This is a genomic window from Thalassospira sp. MIT1004, assembly GCF_001858545.1.
In the GTDB taxonomy this organism is placed as follows: domain Bacteria; phylum Pseudomonadota; class Alphaproteobacteria; order Rhodospirillales; family Thalassospiraceae; genus Thalassospira; species Thalassospira xiamenensis.
Genome location: NZ_MCAO01000001.1, coordinates 1 through 16,961, shown reverse-complemented (window position 1 = coordinate 16,961; position 16,961 = coordinate 1). Strand labels below are relative to the sequence as shown.

Sequence of the window (16,961 nt, the reverse complement as noted above, 5' to 3'; positions counted from 1 at the left end):
GAACGCCCGATCTGTCAACATATCTGCCAGATTTGCGGACGACAGGTGCCAAACCGCTCCACTCAGCCATTTCGACTGAAATTTACAGGTTGTGCCCCAACATCGGCAGGAGACCCCAATCCCCTGCTCATTCGACGATCTTACTGCTTTTCATTCGATAAATCGTTTTTCCACATATCTGCTACGCCATCACTTTCACGGCGTCGTTGTGATGCGGCTCGAATCATCGAACGAATTGGTAAACCATCATGTGCATCCAGCATAAATAACCGCCAAAGAGACGCAAGCTCTACATCGCCGCGGATTTGCGGAATTCGGCTATTATCGTCATTCCCCGCCCAGACAACCGTAATCAGGTCGGACGTAAAGCCGGTAAACCAAGCATCGGACGCACCGCTATCCTGTGTGCCATACCCGGCAAACGGTCGGTCCAGACGAAGCTGTGGGTCTGTGACGCTGGAAAACAGCGTATAGGCACCCTGAATGGCTTCGTCTGTCAGGCGCTTTTGGACCGTTTGCTCGACGCGCTGGTAAACCAATTCGCCGGTTCCGGCAAAAGCCACCCTGTTGACCAGACTAAGCTGTACCGGTTTACCTGAATTTTGCGGTAGGGCGTGAATGGATGCGATATCGGCCAAGGTCACCGGATCAAGACCAACTACCGTCCGGATATCGTTCGAAAGCGGGCTTTTGACCCCGATGGCCTGGGCGTATTCCTTGACCTTGAGCAAACCAAACTGATCGGCCAGATTGACCGGCACAGTATTGACATCAAGCACAAAGGCTTCGCGCAGTGAAATCTGTCCGCGATATTCGTGATCCGGATTTACCGGTCGCCAGCCCCCCACTGCCATACGGTTGTCACGCACCCATTGGGCAGGATCACTGTTTTCATTCATCGCATAGTAATAGGGAACGATTTTGATCATCCGGCCCGGGAAATGGCGAACATCCAATGCCCGGTTGGGACGAAACGGGCTGTAACTTGCACCGCCAACAATCGCACGAATACGACCATCCGGGCTCATGGACAACAAGGCCGCCTGCTCAACGCCCTTGGGCTTCAGGCGAAGATTGGAAACCTCGCGCACGACGTCCTGCGCCAGACGCTGAATGGTCAAATCAATGCTGGTGGTGACTTCGATATCGCGGCTTGTATAACCGATCCGAGAAGCGACCTCATCCATCACCATATCGACAACATAGCTTGAAACCACGCCATCCCTGTACTGAACATCCAGCTTTGGCTCGACCAGTGTAAGGGCGGATACACGATCAAGTTCGATATATTTATACCGCCCCATATTCAGAAGGATTTCGTTGGCCGCATTCGCTGCGTCACGGGGGTGATATAGCGGATCAAATTTTTTCGGGTCATTCATCGCAGCCGCAAGAACGGCGGCCTGATGCAGCGTTATCCGTTCGGCCGGACTGCCGTACCAGATACGCGATGCCGCAGTGATCCCGAATATCCCGCGCCCCATATAGCTGCGTTCAAGATAGCTGCGCAGAATGGTTTTCTTGTTGAATTTAAACTCAAGCCATAGCGCAACCAAAAGTTCCTGCAAGTGGCGACCTGCACTGACTTCCGGGGTTTTGAAGAAGCTTCGTGCAACCCGCATCGTGATGGTCGAACCAGGAATATCGTTGCTTGAAAAGACACGCACAAAGTCGCTGGTCGATACCCCGAAGTGGCCATAAAATCCGGGATCGGTTCCTGCGACGAACACATTCTGTATTCGTTCCGGAATGGTGGTAAGGGATACGTCCTGGCTGTATCGCCCCTGAACAATTTCAAGCGTTGCACCATCAAAGCCCATGATACGGACTTCGGGGCTTCTGATCATGTTGCGGCTGAAATCAAGATTGGACTGAATTGTCAGTACAATCGCCATCACGGCAGCGAACCCGATTAACGAGAAAAAGCCGATCAGCAGCGTGCGCCGACGACGACGCCGGCGCCTGATGATACGCAGTTCACGTTCTGTAATTTCCTGCATTGCCGCCTGCGCGGCATTTGCACCACCGCGTTGCGGTTCGTCCCGTTCTTCTTCTGCCACGCCCGGTTCCGCTTTTCCCACAGGTTTACTATGCCAACGTACAGTAAACCGACAAGCTATTAATAAAGTACTTCTCCCAAACGCAAACAGGGCAGCCCAATGGACTGCCCTGCATATTTCTGCGACTTCCGAACCGATCAAACGTCGAGATTGGCAACCTTCAGCGCGTTCGACTGGATGAAATCACGACGCGGTTCAACGACGTCACCCATCAGGGTCGAGAAGACTTCCTCAGCCTCATCTGCATGATCAACACGGACCTGAAGAAGCGAGCGGACATTCGGATCAAGGGTGGTTTCCCAAAGCTGATCGGGGTTCATTTCGCCCAGACCTTTATAGCGCTGGATCGAAATTCCGCGACGACCATATTCCATTACCGCGTTGACCAGATCGACCGGACCATTGATTTTCCAGATCTTGTCCTTGGCACCGAATTCAGCACCACTTTCGAACAATTCGCGAAGTTCAACGAGCAACCCGGCAATCGCACGGCTTTCGGCTGAACGCAGGATATTGCCATCAATGACGTGACGTTCTTCGACACCGCGCAGCATACGCCACATGACGATTTCATCCTGGGATGCCTCGCCCTTCCATCCGCGATCAAAATCTTCGGACAGAAGATCAAGACGACCAGCAAGCGTATTCGCTGCTTCCTGACGTTTGGCATCATCGTCAAGCAATGCCGGGTTCAGGGCACCCGCCAGTACGGCCTGTTCGAGAATCGAAATCGGCAATTTCAGCGAAAGCGGCTCCAGCAGTCCCTTGGCCTTGCGCGCCAGTTCCACAATCCGCACCAGATCCGAACCAGCAACCTGCACGCCGCCATTGAGCGTCAGCAACGCATCTTCGGTCCCTTGTGCGGTCAGGTACTGTTCCATCTCGCGGTCATCTTTGAGGTACTGGACCGAGTTACCTCGCTTGGCGCGATAAAGCGGTGGTTGTGCGATATAGAGATATCCCCGTTCAACCAGTTCAGGCATCTGACGATAGAAGAAGGTCAGAAGCAGGGTTCGGATATGCGCACCATCGACGTCGGCGTCAGTCATGATGATGATTTTGTGGTAGCGCGTTTTTTCAATATTGAAATCATCGCGGCCAATCCCGGTGCCAAGGGCGGTAATCAGCGTACCGATTTCCTGACTTGAAAGCATTTTATCGAAACGCGCGCGCTCAACGTTCAGGATTTTACCACGCAATGGCAGGATTGCCTGGAAGCCACGTTCACGGCCCTGTTTGGCCGATCCACCTGCGGAATCACCCTCCACGATGAACAGTTCGGCTTTGGACGCATCGCGTTCCTGACAATCGGCAAGCTTGCCCGGCAGGGATGAGATATCAAGCGCACCTTTACGACGGGTCAGTTCACGTGCCTTGCGCGCCGCTTCGCGGGCCGACGCGGCCTCGACCACCTTGGTGACGATTTTGCGTGCATCCTGCGGATGTTCTTCCAGCCACTGCTGAAGCCTGTCGTTCACGATGTTTTCGACAACCGGACGAACTTCGGACGAAACCAGCTTATCCTTGGTCTGGGATGAGAATTTCGGATCCGGTACCTTGACCGAAATCACACAGGTCAGGCCTTCCCGGGCATCATCCCCCGAAAGACTGACCTTTTCCTTTTTCACAATCCCGCTTTCCTGTGCATAGGAGTTGATCTGACGGGTCAGAGCCGCACGGAAACCGGCCATGTGGGTTCCGCCATCACGCTGCGGAATGTTGTTGGTAAAGCACAGCGTGGTTTCGTGATAGCTGTCGTTCCACTGCAGGGAAACTTCAACGGTAATACCGTCTTTTTCACCCACAATGGCGATTGGCTCCTCGATCTGCGGTGCCTTGTTACGATCGAGATATTCGACAAAAGCACGAATGCCACCTTCGTAATGCAGCTTGGTTTCAACCGGTTCGCCATGGCGTTCATCACGCAGCGTCAGGATCACGCCAGAGTTCAGGAAAGCCAGTTCGCGCAGACGATGTTCAAGCGTCGGCAGGTTGAACTCGGTCATCGTGAAGATTTCGGCATCGGGATAGAAGGTAACTTCGGTCCCGGTCAGCGGCTTGCCCTCTGCCGTCATCGGCGCATCACCAACAATTTCCAGCGGCTTGATCGCATCGCCACCGGAGAATTCCATGTAATGCTCCTTGCCATTACGCCAGATGCGCAGTTTCAGCAAAGTCGACAGGGCGTTCACAACCGACACACCCACGCCATGCAGACCGCCAGAAACCTTATAGGAGTTCTGGTCAAACTTACCACCGGCATGCAGCTGGGTCATGATGACCTCGGCTGCAGAAACGCCTTCTTCCTTGTGCAGATCGGTCGGGATGCCACGGCCGTTATCGCGGATCGTTGCCGACCCATCACCGTTTAGCTGCACCCAGACAGTATCGCAATACCCGCCGAGTGCCTCGTCAATCGCGTTATCGACAACTTCGTAGATCATGTGGTGCAAGCCACTGCCGTCATCGGTATCGCCGATATACATGCCCGGGCGTTTCCGCACCGCTTCAAGGCCCTTAAGAACCTTGATCGATTCTGCACCGTAATCCTGCGCCTGCTGTTCGGCGGTTTTCGGAGCTTCTGTTTCGTTGGTCATAGCGTCACAACCTCGGCATTCACGGAGTGGTTTCAGCGGTCAGTGTGGCATCTTCCACGCGGAAGAATTGCGCACGTCCGTCCAAACCTTCAAACAGCGCCCGGTCCGTGCCTGTCATCCAGGCCTGGACGCCAAGCGCCACGATTTCATCAAACAGGTAGCGGCGACGCTCTGCATCCAGATGCGCCACAACCTCGTCAAGCAACAGCAACGGACCAGCTCCGCGTGCTTTGCTCTGCAAGCGGGTATTGGCCATAATCATCGATAGCAGTAGGGCCTTTTGTTCGCCCGTCGAACACTGATCTGCCGACTGGTTCTTGGCATCATGCCACACCAGCAAATCACTGCGTTGTGGTCCGACGGAAGCCCCGCCATAGGTAGCATCGCGTGACCGTCCATCGCGCAATGCCGCCCGCATCCTGTCTTCAACCTCAATCGCTGGCAACTGCTCCAGCCAGTTTTCAAGATCCCCTGCAAGTGCAAGTCTTGCCGCCGGAAAAGGCCCAACAACCATAGTCCCGGCCCGGCCAAGCTTTGCCAGCAATTCAGCGCGCGCAACCGCAACGGCAATACCATGACGCACCATCGAATCCTCGATCGAGGCCAGCCACCTGTCGTCACCTTTGCCTTCTTTCAAAAGCTTGGCACGACTGCGCAAACTATGTTCATACGCGGCGACCCGGCTGCTATGTTCGGGATCAAGGCCATAAACCAGACGATCCAGAAAACGGCGACGCGCCGATGGGCCGTCCAGAAACAGACGATCCATTTGCGGTGTCAGCCAGACCGCGGCACAAACCCGGCCCAGTGATGCCTGCCCACGCTGGCTTTCACCATCAATACGCACGGCGCGTTTTTCGCGCCCCTGCGCAAGAGCCGCAGGATCAAGGCCTGATCCAACCTGATATTCACCATCCGGTGTGGTCAGGTGCGCTGAAACGGCCCAGGCCCTTACGCTACCCTCGTCTTCGCCCGGCACCCTGCGCGATATCTCGCCCAGCTTGGCTCGCCTTAACCCGCTTCCCGGCGAAAGAAGCGATAACGCTTCAAGCAGATTGGTTTTCCCGGCCCCGTTCGGACCGGTCAAAACCACCGGAGCCCCGTCAAGCGACAGGCGCAGACTTTCGTAACACCGAAAGTCACCAAGCTGTATACGGGAAACTGCAAGACGGTTCGTCATCGACGTACCGTCTTGGTGTGGAAGATTATGGGCAAGAACAGCCACAGCAAAAGTGCGCTAACCGTCAGACGCGCATCGGCATCAGAACATACAATGCCGACAGATCATCGGTATCGCGCAGAATGGTCGGCGATGATCCGTCCGACATCAGAAGGTTCAGGGTGTCACCCTTCACCTGCTTGGCGATATCGAGCAAATAACGCGAGTTGAAACCGATTTCGATGTCATCAGCATCATAATTGATTTCGAGTTCCTCGGATGCGGTTCCGTGTTCCGGGCTCGACGCAGAAAGGGTCAGGGTATTACCCGACATGACGACTTTGACCGCACGCGATTTTTCGATCGAAATGGCGGAAACGCGGTCAACAGCGTCTGCAAATGCCTTGCATTCGATATCAAGGGTCTTGTCATTGCCAGACGGAATGACTCGCTCGTAATCCGGGAACGTACCATCGATCAGTTTGGAGGTCAGAACCGCCTTTCCGAAACCAAAGCGAATTTTGGTATCGGACAATGCGATATCGACCGCTTCGCCGGTTTCCTCGATCAGCTTGCGCAATTCGCCAACGGTTTTGCGCGGCACAATGACGCCCGGCATGTTTTCCGCCCCATCGGGAAGCGGTGCTTCGACCCGCGCCAGACGATGGCCATCGGTTGCAACCGCACGCAGGATCTTGGTTCCTTCGGCGTCTGTCGCATGAAAATAGATACCGTTCAGGTAATAACGGGTTTCTTCGGTCGAAATCGCAAATTCGGCACGATCAATCAGACCGCGAAGTTCCGCCGCGGCAAGGCCGAAGCTGACCGGAAGCTCGCCACCAGACATGACCGGGAAGTCATCAACCGGAAGAACCGCCAGATTGAATTTCGAACGACCCGCCGACAGGGTAAGACGCCCTGCACCTGGCTCAAGCGCGATTTGCACCTGCGAGCCTTCCGGCAACTTGCGGACAATCTCGTAAAGGGTATGGGCGGGGGTTGTGGTTGCACCGGCTTCACTGACTTCTGCAGTGGTGGTTTCAATCACCTCAAGATCCATGTCCGTTGCCGTCAGAGAAAGCTGGTCATTCTCCGCCCGCAGCAAAATATTGGACAGAATCGGAATGGTATTGCGCCGTTCGACCACACTTTGAACATGGGTCAAAGATTTCAACAGAGCCGCGCGTTCAATGGTCAGCTTCATGCCCGTCCTATCCGTCTGTCAGTATTGGTTTAACAAATTGATTTATAATCGGTTTTGTCGCTTTTGCTCCACCCTTTCGGGCAAGGCAGACGCATTATAACATGCATGCTGGGAAATCGAAGGATTTTTAAGGCTTAAACCCAAGCAAACAAAACGAGTCGTTGTATATTTTTCCACCCAATGCACGCAAAAGGCGGACCCCCGCGCGATGCCTGATTTTCAGCCCGTCGATTACCGTAAATATCCGACTGGAATCAGAACGGGCCACCGTCCCTGGACCGTGACCCGTAGCGTATTTTCAAACTGCGATCAGCCTTCAAGCATACGACGCAACAGGTCGATGTCTTCCGACAGCGACGGATCACTCACGTGCAACTCTTCGATCTTGCGAACTGCATGCATGACGGTCGTATGGTCACGACCGCCAAATTTACGACCGATTTCCGGTAGGGAATGCGTCGTCAATTGTTTGGACAGATACATCGCAACCTGACGCGGACGGGCAACTGCCCGGGCGCGACGGGCGGAATGCATGTCCGACACCTTGATGTTGAAATGCTCGGCAACTTTTTTCTGAATTTCTTCAATCGAAACCCGGCGTTCGGATGCGCGCAGGACATCGTGCAGCACGTCCTGAACCATCTCGAGACTGATTTCACGACCGACCAGCTGCGCATGGGCGATCACGCGGTTAAGCGCACCTTCAAGCTCGCGCACGTTCGCGGTGATCTTGTGAGCCAGAAACTCCATCACACGCTGTGGCAGCTCTATGTTCTGACGCTCTGCCTTCGATTCGAGAATACCCAGACGCAGTTCATAGGTCGTAGCATGAATATCGGCAACAAGGCCCGAGCCAAGACGCGAACGCAGGCGTTCTTCGATATCTTCCAGATCGGATGGCGACTTGTCAGCAGACACAATGATCTGACGCCCCTGATCCACCAGCGCATTGAAAGTGTGGAAGAATTCTTCCTGGGTCGAGTCCTTGCCCGAAATGAACTGAACGTCATCAACCATCAGAACATCGACGGACCGGAACTGATCCTTGAAATCGACGGTGTTCTTGTCACGCAGGGCCCGGATGAAGCGGTACATGAATTTTTCAGCAGACAGGTAAATCACCGTGCGGTGCGGCTGCGTGCGGCGAATATGCCATGCAATCGCGTGCATCAGGTGGGTTTTACCAAGACCGACACCGCCATAAAGGAACAGCGGGTTGAATGGCACCGATTCGGCCTCTGCCAAACGGCGTGCTGCCGCATAGGCGAATTCGTTCGGCTTTCCGATCACGAAATTGTCGAAAGTATATCGGGGATCAAGAGCCGCCGATATGCCGTCGTCGGACATGGTGCCAATTGCCTTGCGACCACCCGACACCAGCCCTTTTGCATTGCCCGCATAGGACAGGCCGGAACCTTCGGCACCAGTCACCTCGTTCGCAGCCTTATCCAGTCGCGCGACATCGTCAGAGATGCGTCCGCGTGCACTGCTATTGGCAGACTGGGCCGCTGAATTAGAAGTTGCGGAAGAAGATGCGTTTTTTTGGCCGTTTCCATTTGCCGGTTGGACAACAACGATCTCGACAAAATGGATATTCTCGTCCTCGGAATGCCAGAAGGACTGAATACGATCCAGATAGTGCTGGGTTACCCAGTCACGCATCGCACGCGTTGGCGCACCAAGACGTGCGACCCCCGCTTCGACGGCGATCAATGCGACGGGATCAAGCCAATAGCGATAAGCAGTCGCGCCAAACTCCGAACGAAGCTTTTCGCGGACAACCTGCCATGTCGCTTTCGCGTGATCGTCTAGTGCCGCCTGCTGGTCACCCGGAATCCCCCCGTTGGACTCCCCGAGTGCCGATTGCGTTCCCCTAACGGCGTGCTGCACTGTTAGAACCTTTCCCCGCTTAATCAATCTTCACTACCAAACAAAACGCGAAAGACAAAAAAGTACTCTCCCGCGTTGATCACGATCATGATCAACACGCCTGTCTTCCACCAAGTCTTGGAAGCGTACTCGCGCCTTTTGTTTTTTGGTTCTTCGTCTTTCGCCGCGTTGCGCGGCCAGCGAAGTCAAAACACTGTACTGATGCGATCCACATCAGGCAAGGCGATCTTTAACAGAACGTTAAAAGGATTTCGGCACCAAAACAGTCCTTTGTTTGTGCGGTTTTTTGCGATGCCGCAACCAAGGAACAAAAGGTGATTCGACGAAATCCGGGCAGCGAAAAGGCCGTGCTACAAGCACGGCCTTCGACTCGCCATCCCGTAAGGGATAAATTAGAGCGCTTTGACGCGAGCGGTCAGACGCGAGACCTTGCGAGCGACGGTGTTCTTATGCAGAACGCCGAGCTGCGCGCCACGCGCCATTTCCGGCTCTGCAATTTTCAGCGCAGCCAGAGCAGCATCTTTGTCGCCAACGTTCAGCGCAGCCTCGACCTTCTTAACGAAGGTACGAATGCGACCGATGCGTGCACCATTAACTTCTGCACGTGCGGCGTTGCGGCGAATGCGCTTCTTGGCCGATTTATGGTGAGCCATTGCGAACCTGTCTCTTAAAACAAATGTTACGTAATTCGGAGCGCGGCTTATAGCTCCGTCGGAAACCCTCGTCAACCCCCGATACCTTCAATCCCGGTGAATTTCCGCGGTTTACGACTCTTGACTGCTACAGGGCAGCAATACATCGCCGGTACCGGGGCAATAAGCCATCAGATTCAACGATGCTTGAAGTCCGGTTTTCTCTTTTCAGAAAAGGCTTTCATGCCTTCTGCACGGTCATCAAGGGCAAAGGTCGAATGGAATTCGCGACGTTCAAACATCAGCCCTTCCGTCAGGGTCATTTCATAGGACTTGCTGACACTTTCTTTGACCTTCATCGAAACAGGGCCAGAGAAAGAAGCGATTTTATCGGCCAGTTTCATGGCTTCTTCCAAAAGCGAGTCGGCCGGGACGACTCGCGCAACGAGTCCCGAACGTTCAGCTTCCTCTGCATCCATCATCCGACCGGTAAGACACATTTCCATTGCCTTGGATTTGCCAATGGCGCGAGTAAGGCGTTGTGTCCCGCCCGCACCGGGGATGGTTCCGATGGTGATTTCGGGCTGGCCAAACTTTGCGGTGTCAGCCGCAAGAATGATGTCGCACATCATCGCAAGCTCACAACCGCCGCCAAGCGCAAAGCCCGCTACGGCGGCAATAACCGGCTTGCGGCAGCTTGCCACCCGCGTCCAGCCCTTGGTGATGAAGTCGTTCTTATAAACATCCATGTAATCGTAATCGGCCATTTCCTTGATGTCGGCCCCGGCGGCAAAGGCCCGTTCCGATCCGGTAATGACGATGGCGCGAATGTTTTCATCATTTTCGAACTGATCAAACGCTTCACCGATATCGGTAATCAATGCCGCACAAAGTGCGTTCAGCGCCTGCGGGCGGTTAAGGGTAATCAGACCGACATTACCCTTAACCTCGGCAATGATGTTCTCGTAAGACATTCTGCTAATCCTTTGTCGGAGAATCGCGCCCACATTCAAAAGCAGGCCGATTCGGTCGAAACCATATTTTGATACTGTTTTACCGATTTTATTTACTGGCCGCAACCAAACCGGCAAGATCAAATGATAACCAGGTCGGTTTCCCGGTTCATATGCGGGTCAGGGATTTATTTCTGACATGTCGGGCAGAAGAAGGTTGATCGCCCTGCCTGTACGATTCGCCCGACGGTGCTGCCGCAACCATCGGCAAAGCAACCCTCACCCTCTCGGCCATAGACGCGGAAGCTGTGCTGAAAATAGCCAAGCTCGCCATTGGCCTGACGATGATCTTTCAGGCTCGATCCTCCGGCGGCAATCGCGTCCTCAAGAACCAACCGGATTTCCCGATAAAGACGTTCAATCTCGTCCGGTTTCAAATCCTTGGCCAAACGGTCCGGCGCGATGCCCGATCTGAACAATGCTTCGCATACATATATATTACCAAGTCCCGCAACCAATCGCTGATCAAGCAGCACCGTTTTGATCGGACTTGCGCGTTTGGCTATTCCCGCCGCCAGAACGGTCGCATTGAAACTGTTGCCCAATGGTTCCGGCCCAATATCGGCAAGCATCTTGTGGGTGTTAACCTCGTCCGCAGCAATCAGGGTGATGACACCGAACCGCCGCGGATCGGTAAACCGGACAACCGCGCCACTCTGCATGACAAAATCGACGTGATCGTGCTTTGCAGGGGCTGGAACCCGCACCAAGGGATCATCAAAAATCGTCATCCGGCCCGACATTCCAAGATGGACCAACAGAACCTGCCCGTCATCCAGATAGCCCAGGATATATTTTGCCCGACGGGTCAGCTGATTGATCCGGCGCCCCGCCATGCGCCCCACAAAATTTTCCGGAAATGGAAAACGCAGGTTTGGACGGCGTTGCACAACGTGATCAACCACGAAACCTTCCATCACCGGCGTCAGACCGCGTGTCACCGTTTCGACTTCAGGCAATTCAGGCATTGGAAAACTCGCAAAATGAATGGGTCAAACATATCTAGAACCCGGCCCGGTGATTGGCAAGCCAGCACACCAAACAACATTGTCGCCATTACAAAGTAACAATGGACGATAACCGCCAAGTACATATGATTGCGCCGTTTATTGCCACCCGGCCCGTCTGCCCCACCTTACGTGCCATCCACAGGATTTCAGTCAATGGAATTTGGCGTTGATCTTTTACTGATACTTTTTGCTGTCGCAGCCTTCGCCGGCATGGTTGATTCAATAGCCGGCGGCGGCGGATTGATTACCATCCCGGCCCTGCTCTGGGCGGGCATTACCCCGGCACAGGCTTTGGCAACCAACAAGCTGCAGGGCAGCTTTGGCAGCCTGACATCTTCAATCAACTTTATCCGTAAGGGTTATGTTGATCCGCGCGATATGGTACTGGCGATTGTCCTGACATTTGCCGGATCAGCACTTGGCACCGTGCTGGTACAGATGCTTGATGCCAGCATCCTGCTTAAAATCCTTCCGGCCCTGTTGATCCTGATTGCGCTTTATTTCCTTTTCTCGCCGCGCGTTGGTGACATTGACGCCCATCAGATCATCAGCAAGTCCGTATTTGCCTTTACGGCTGGATTTGGCATCGGCTTTTACGACGGCTTTTTCGGACCGGGTACCGGGTCATTCTTTTCCATCGCTTTTGTCGCCTTGCTTGGCTTCAACATGACAAAGGCAACTGCTCATACCAAGGTTCTGAACTTCACATCAAATTTTGCGTCACTGGTCATGTTCATTGCCGGTGGCGAAGTCGTCTGGATCATCGGAGCGGTTATGGCCGTCGGCTCTTTGATCGGCGCCCAGATCGGATCGCATATGGTGATGAAGGTCGGTGCACGGCTCGTACGCCCGCTTCTGGTTGTCACCTCTATCGCGATTTCGATCAAACTGATCATCGACCAGTACGGCAGCACCATCAGCCAGTATTGGGATCAGATGCAGGTTTGGACCGGATAAGGTTCTACATAGCTTATTTACAACACGACAAAGCCCGCCGAATGGTTTCCGGCGGGCTTTGTATTTGGTTCCGAAATCCGTCAGGCGCTGGCTGCGGTTTCGATAAAGGCCTCGTCCCGGCGATCAATCAGGTGGCTCCAGACTGCAAACACTAAGGCAATCACCGCAATCCCGGCACCAAGCCATGGGATATCCTGATAGGAAACGCCCTGTGTAATCGCGATACCGCCAAACCAGGCACCAGAAGCATTACCAAGATTGAAGGCCCCCTGATTAAGGGTCGATGCAAGATTGGGTGCCTCCGTGGCTTCGTTAACCACCCGCATCTGAAGCGGCGAAACCAGTGCAAAGGAAACCACCCCCCAGACAAAAACCGTTACCACAGCAGGGATCACATTGGTGATGGTTTCAGCAAATACGGCAAGTATCGCAATCAGGAGAACAAACGTCGCAATGATCGCGGGCATCAGGCGCCAATCCCCCAGACGGCCACCGATATAGTTGCCTATCGTCAAACCGGCACCGAACAGCAACAGAACATAGGTCACCTGCCGTGCCGAAATGCCGGTGATGTTCTGCAACATCGGGGTGATATAGGTAAACACGCTGAACATGCTGGCAGAAGCCAGAACACTGATCGCCATGGCAAAGATAACCTGGGTTTTCGCCAGAGCCCGGGCTTCGGCAATCAAGCTACCGCCCGATGCGGCGATTTTACGCGGCAAACAGAAATAAAGTGCCACAGCCGCAAAAACCCCGATCCCGACAACCGCCCAGAAAGTCGAACGCCAACCAAGTTCCTGACCAAGTGCCGTGCCAAACGGGACACCAAGAACATTCGCCAATGTCAGACCGGAAAACATCAAGGCAATGGCCTGTACCCGTTTATGTGGCGCAACAAGATTTGCCGCAACAACAGCCCCCAGACCAAAGAATGCCCCATGGCAGAATGCGGTCACAACACGGGCCGCCATCAAAAGCCAGTAGTCCGGTGCCATCGCACACAGGAAATTGCCGAAAATGAAAATTGCCATCAGCATCAGCAAGGCATGACGACGATCCATTTTTGACGTCGCAATCGCCAGAAACGGCGCGCCAAACGTAACACCCAACGCATAACCGGTAACCAGCAACCCGGCATCGGGAATACTTACACCAAGATCTGTCGCCACATCCGGCAACAATCCCATGATAACAAATTCGGTCGTGCCGATCCCGAAGGATGCGAGCGCAAGAGCAAGGATCGGAAGGTTTCCAAAGAAACCATTACGGGCAGCAGCAGTTATCATGATCAGGATGTCCAGGGGTGCATCGCACCAATGCGGGATAATGTCGGGCGACAAGTTTCGGACGTGTTTGCGAAGCGCTTTAATCAGCCGAAAGCTTGAAACGATTCAATTCTGCGTGCAGCGCACAAATTCCACCATCGCGAAATTGGCATAAAAACTATGCGGTTACGTCACAACTGAAACAGGCCCGGTTGAACACCGGACCTGCGTGAATTACAAAATGGATAAATCGGATCAGGAGAGTTCTGCAACAATGCGTTTTGCGGCCACAACCGGGTCATCAGCTTTGGTAATCGGTCTACCAATCACCATCACATCCGTTCCCATCGCCATGGCATCGTGCGGCGTGACAATGCGTTTCTGATCATCTGTACTTGCCCAGGTTGGCCGAATGCCCGGTGTGATCAATTTGAAATCAGGTCCACATGCCGCACGTGCCGCTGTAATTTCCTGTGCGGAACAAACAACCCCGTCCAGACCGGCCTTCTGGGTCAATTCGGCAAGTTTGACAACACGATCACTGATCGGTCCCCTCAGACCAACATCATCGAGGTCAGCCTGATCCAGACTGGTCAGGATCGTTACCGCGATAACCCACGGCGCGTTAACACCTGCTTTGTCGGCGGCTTCACGTGCGGCTTCACCAGCACGTTTCATCATCTCAAGGCCGCCCGTGGCATGAACATTCACGATCCTGAGGCCAAGCGGCGTTACCGCACGCACGGCACCAGCAACGGTATTGGGAATGTCGTGATATTTGACATCCAGAAAAATCGGCAGCCCGGCTTTTGCGACTTCACGCACGCCCTGCGGGCCGTGGGCCGCAAAGAATTCCTTGCCAAGCTTCGCCCCACCAATCACTCCGCACAAACGAGAAGCCAGATCAACTGCATGTGCAAGATCAGTGGTGTCGATGGCGCAAAAAATACGGTCTTGGGGGGCTATAGCTTGGGTCATGGGTCCTCCGGCGGGCTGGAATTTCATGATTGGCCCACGAAGTTGCGGCGGACCGGGCATGACTTAGCCGATTTTAACCGAAATACCAACCCGAAATAGGCACAATATTGGCCCGCGCGTCGCAGTCTTTCCTGTCAGGACGCTTTCTGCTGGCTGATCACCTTGTTGTCATTTGGCGTGTCGTTGCCGGTTTCTTCCGGGCGCAATCGACGCAATTCTGTATCCATGCGCTTGACCGCACGACGATGCTTGCCATGCACCAGCCATTCATATGTCAAGCCGATACCAAGCCCGATCAACAGTGCAACCATGATCGGCAGGAAAAGCGGCATATCGACTTCATAGGGTAACGGCCACAACGACAATGTCACCAACGCCCGGTTCGACACGGCAAAAATCGCAATCAGGATCGCAAGCGGAATGGAAATGATCCAATAGAGAATGCGCATTTTAACTCCTGGTGCCGACGGGCAAAAAGGCATGGTGTCATAGCCCACACATCAGACAAGCCAAAGCATGGACCCGATATGGTCAAACGGAAATATTTTCAAATGACTTTACAGCCACCGTGAAAACCCGGCAGGCTTGGTTTAACGCAGTTCGCATACGAACAGCAAGCCGCTCAAAACGGTAAACTGTCAGTTAAGACGCTCGCGCAGCTGCTTCCCGGTTTTGAAATAAGGAACCTTTTTCTCGCCCACAGGCACAGCCTCACCGGTACGCGGATTGCGTCCGACCCGGGAATCACGCTGTTTCACGGAAAATGCGCCGAAGCCGCGCAGCTCAACCCGATCCCCGCGTGCCAGAGCCTCGGTAATTTCGTCAAAGATCGTCGCCACGATCCGTTCCACATCGCGCTGATACAGATGCGGGTTCATCTCGGCCAGCCGGGCGATCAGTTCTGATTTTGTCATATTCAGGCCCCATCCTGTTCGTTCTGACAGATATCCAATCAACCAAAGGTTAGATTACGTCACGTCGGCGCTTTCACTCAGGTTGCCAGACAGTCAGCAACCCGTCAAGTTTAAGCCCCTCAGATGACAGCATTTTTCCGATATTTCCCTCGAATAACACCGTCATGAGGGAGTCATCCGGATAATCGATTTCAAGCGGCACAACTGCCACATCGGGTGCAACACCCTTTTCATCCTGCAGCCAACGCAAAGCTTCGCGTCGACCACCAATTTCGTCGATCAGACCGTTCGCAACGGCCTGCTGACCGGTATAAACCCGACCATCGGCCAATTTCCGTACGGTATCGGTATCCATGCCGCGTCGTTCAGCGACCATGTCGACAAACACGCCAAACATGTCTGAAATCAGGCTTTCCATAGCCGTTCGCGCGGCATCGTCCGTCGGTTCAAACGGGTTTGGCACGGCTTTCAGGGGGCCGCTTTTAACCGTTAGCGGCTCGACACCAAGCTTTTCCAGCGTGCCGTTGAAATTCATCGACTGGAAAATCACACCAATCGATCCCGTCACCGTCCCGCGATGGGCGACAATATGATCGGCGGCAATGGCGGCCATATAACCACCCGATGCGGCCACGGTTCCCATTTCAGCAACGATCGGTCGGGTTTCACCAATCCGGCGCAGGCTTTCAAACAGCGCCTCGCCACCGACCATGGTGCCACCGGGGCTGTTGATATGGACAATTACACCTGCGACATCGCTGTCTTCTTCAATCTCCTCCAGCGCATCCAGAAGATAGGGATCTTCTGTAATCACCCCTTCGATGTTCACCTCGACAATGCGCGGACCAATATTGCCCCATACGGCGTCACTTGCGCCGCTGCGTGCAAAGGCGATCACGATGGCAATGATGACGGCAACGACCGCCAGGACCCGCCAGCGGAAAATCGATTTTTTCAAACGTCGACGATCAAGAAGGATATCGGCATCAAGTGCCATTTAATGTGCCCCGGTATTCAGTATGAACTAACAGCTTCAAAAACCTGCCTTTTCAAATGGTTTTTCTTCATTCGCTTGGCAAGGACAAAAACTGTTTGAAACCAAAATTCTCGCTAAAAAATGACACGGCGACGGCAAAGTCGCGTCCAAACGGGGAATTTTGAACAAAATTGATAAAAAAACGGGCCGTGCAATGCACGACCCGTCAGACCGCTGACAAACCCCGTCATATTTTGGCGGGGTTTTTCTTTTAGAGGTGTTTGAAAGCTGGCTTGAGTGTGC

General features: G+C 53.9%; 14 protein-coding genes. 1 reads left to right on the top strand and 13 read right to left on the bottom strand.

What is annotated here, in order from left to right:
• Positions 1-140 precede the first annotated feature (140 nt).
• The 8 genes from BC440_RS00070 to mutM all read right to left on the bottom strand — a co-directional run bounded on the left by BC440_RS00070 (position 141) and on the right by mutM (position 11,523).
• Positions 141-2,060, bottom strand: a complete 1,920-nt coding sequence (locus BC440_RS00070; RefSeq protein ID WP_063092091.1) for a transglycosylase domain-containing protein — start codon at positions 2,058-2,060, stop codon at positions 141-143.
• Between the two features lie 137 nt (positions 2,061-2,197).
• Positions 2,198-4,657 (bottom strand): DNA topoisomerase (ATP-hydrolyzing) subunit B, encoded by a 2,460-nt coding sequence (gyrB, locus tag BC440_RS00065; protein WP_063092090.1) that lies wholly within the window; start codon positions 4,655-4,657, stop codon positions 2,198-2,200.
• A 19-nt stretch (positions 4,658-4,676) separates the two neighbouring features.
• The gene (gene recF, locus BC440_RS00060; RefSeq protein WP_007088332.1) at positions 4,677-5,837 is read right to left on the bottom strand and encodes a DNA replication/repair protein RecF; all 1,161 of its coding nucleotides are present in this window, start codon (positions 5,835-5,837) and stop codon (positions 4,677-4,679) included.
• A 64-nt stretch (positions 5,838-5,901) separates the two neighbouring features.
• Positions 5,902-7,020: a DNA polymerase III subunit beta gene (gene dnaN, locus BC440_RS00055; RefSeq protein ID WP_007088333.1), complete on the bottom strand. Its 1,119-nt coding sequence runs from the start codon at positions 7,018-7,020 to the stop codon at positions 5,902-5,904.
• 309 nt (positions 7,021-7,329) lie between these two features.
• Positions 7,330-8,910: a chromosomal replication initiator protein DnaA gene (gene dnaA / locus BC440_RS00050; protein ID WP_082822665.1), complete on the bottom strand. Its 1,581-nt coding sequence runs from the start codon at positions 8,908-8,910 to the stop codon at positions 7,330-7,332.
• Positions 8,911-9,302: 392 nt separating this feature from the next.
• Positions 9,303-9,563, bottom strand: coding sequence for a 30S ribosomal protein S20 (gene rpsT, locus BC440_RS00045; protein WP_007088335.1), 261 nt, complete (start codon positions 9,561-9,563; stop codon positions 9,303-9,305).
• 176 nt (positions 9,564-9,739) lie between these two features.
• On the bottom strand, positions 9,740-10,516 hold the full coding sequence (locus BC440_RS00040) for an enoyl-CoA hydratase (RefSeq protein ID WP_063092089.1): 777 nt from the start codon (positions 10,514-10,516) through the stop codon (positions 9,740-9,742).
• A 167-nt stretch (positions 10,517-10,683) separates the two neighbouring features.
• A complete protein-coding gene (gene mutM, locus BC440_RS00035; RefSeq protein ID WP_063092088.1) occupies positions 10,684-11,523 on the bottom strand; it encodes a bifunctional DNA-formamidopyrimidine glycosylase/DNA-(apurinic or apyrimidinic site) lyase in 840 nt (279 codons plus the stop codon).
• Positions 11,524-11,718: 195 nt separating this feature from the next.
• Here mutM and BC440_RS00030 point away from each other — a divergent pair, with 195 nt between their 5' ends.
• The gene (locus tag BC440_RS00030; RefSeq protein WP_063092087.1) at positions 11,719-12,522 is read left to right on the top strand and encodes a TSUP family transporter; all 804 of its coding nucleotides are present in this window, start codon (positions 11,719-11,721) and stop codon (positions 12,520-12,522) included.
• Positions 12,523-12,602: 80 nt separating this feature from the next.
• On the opposite strand, the gene BC440_RS00025 is transcribed toward BC440_RS00030, so the two are convergent.
• From BC440_RS00025 to sppA, 5 genes are all read right to left on the bottom strand, one after another.
• Positions 12,603-13,811 (bottom strand): MFS transporter, encoded by a 1,209-nt coding sequence (locus BC440_RS00025; RefSeq protein ID WP_063092142.1) that lies wholly within the window; start codon positions 13,809-13,811, stop codon positions 12,603-12,605.
• A gap of 234 nt (positions 13,812-14,045) precedes the next feature.
• Entirely contained in the window at positions 14,046-14,768 is a 723-nt protein-coding gene (gene pyrF, locus BC440_RS00020) for an orotidine-5'-phosphate decarboxylase (RefSeq protein WP_063092086.1), read from the bottom strand.
• 134 nt (positions 14,769-14,902) lie between these two features.
• Positions 14,903-15,217, bottom strand: a complete 315-nt coding sequence (locus tag BC440_RS00015; RefSeq protein WP_063092085.1) for a LapA family protein — start codon at positions 15,215-15,217, stop codon at positions 14,903-14,905.
• A 189-nt stretch (positions 15,218-15,406) separates the two neighbouring features.
• Positions 15,407-15,682 (bottom strand): integration host factor subunit beta, encoded by a 276-nt coding sequence (ihfB, locus tag BC440_RS00010; protein WP_007088342.1) that lies wholly within the window; start codon positions 15,680-15,682, stop codon positions 15,407-15,409.
• Between the two features lie 73 nt (positions 15,683-15,755).
• A complete protein-coding gene (gene sppA / locus BC440_RS00005) occupies positions 15,756-16,679 on the bottom strand; it encodes a signal peptide peptidase SppA (protein WP_063092084.1) in 924 nt (307 codons plus the stop codon).
• Between the last annotated feature and the right edge of the window lie 282 nt (positions 16,680-16,961).

Bases quoted from the DNA above. Each gene is read 5' to 3' on its own strand.
- BC440_RS00040 (WP_063092089.1), bottom strand. From the start codon at position 10,516: ATGTCTTACGAGAACATCATTGCCGAGGTTAAGGGTAATGTCGGTCTG.
- mutM (WP_063092088.1), bottom strand. From the start codon at position 11,523: ATGCCTGAATTGCCTGAAGTCGAAACGGTGACACGCGGTCTGACGCCG.
- gyrB (WP_063092090.1), bottom strand. From the start codon at position 4,657: ATGACCAACGAAACAGAAGCTCCGAAAACCGCCGAACAGCAGGCGCAG.
- BC440_RS00015 (WP_063092085.1), bottom strand. From the start codon at position 15,217: ATGCGCATTCTCTATTGGATCATTTCCATTCCGCTTGCGATCCTGATT.
- pyrF (WP_063092086.1), bottom strand. From the start codon at position 14,768: ATGACCCAAGCTATAGCCCCCCAAGACCGTATTTTTTGCGCCATCGAC.
- ihfB (WP_007088342.1), bottom strand. From the start codon at position 15,682: ATGACAAAATCAGAACTGATCGCCCGGCTGGCCGAGATGAACCCGCAT.
- rpsT (WP_007088335.1), bottom strand. From the start codon at position 9,563: ATGGCTCACCATAAATCGGCCAAGAAGCGCATTCGCCGCAACGCCGCA.
- BC440_RS00025 (WP_063092142.1), bottom strand. From the start codon at position 13,811: ATGATAACTGCTGCTGCCCGTAATGGTTTCTTTGGAAACCTTCCGATC.
- sppA (WP_063092084.1), bottom strand. From the start codon at position 16,679: ATGGCACTTGATGCCGATATCCTTCTTGATCGTCGACGTTTGAAAAAA.
- recF (WP_007088332.1), bottom strand. From the start codon at position 5,837: ATGACGAACCGTCTTGCAGTTTCCCGTATACAGCTTGGTGACTTTCGG.
- BC440_RS00030 (WP_063092087.1), top strand. From the start codon at position 11,719: ATGGAATTTGGCGTTGATCTTTTACTGATACTTTTTGCTGTCGCAGCC.
- dnaN (WP_007088333.1), bottom strand. From the start codon at position 7,020: ATGAAGCTGACCATTGAACGCGCGGCTCTGTTGAAATCTTTGACCCAT.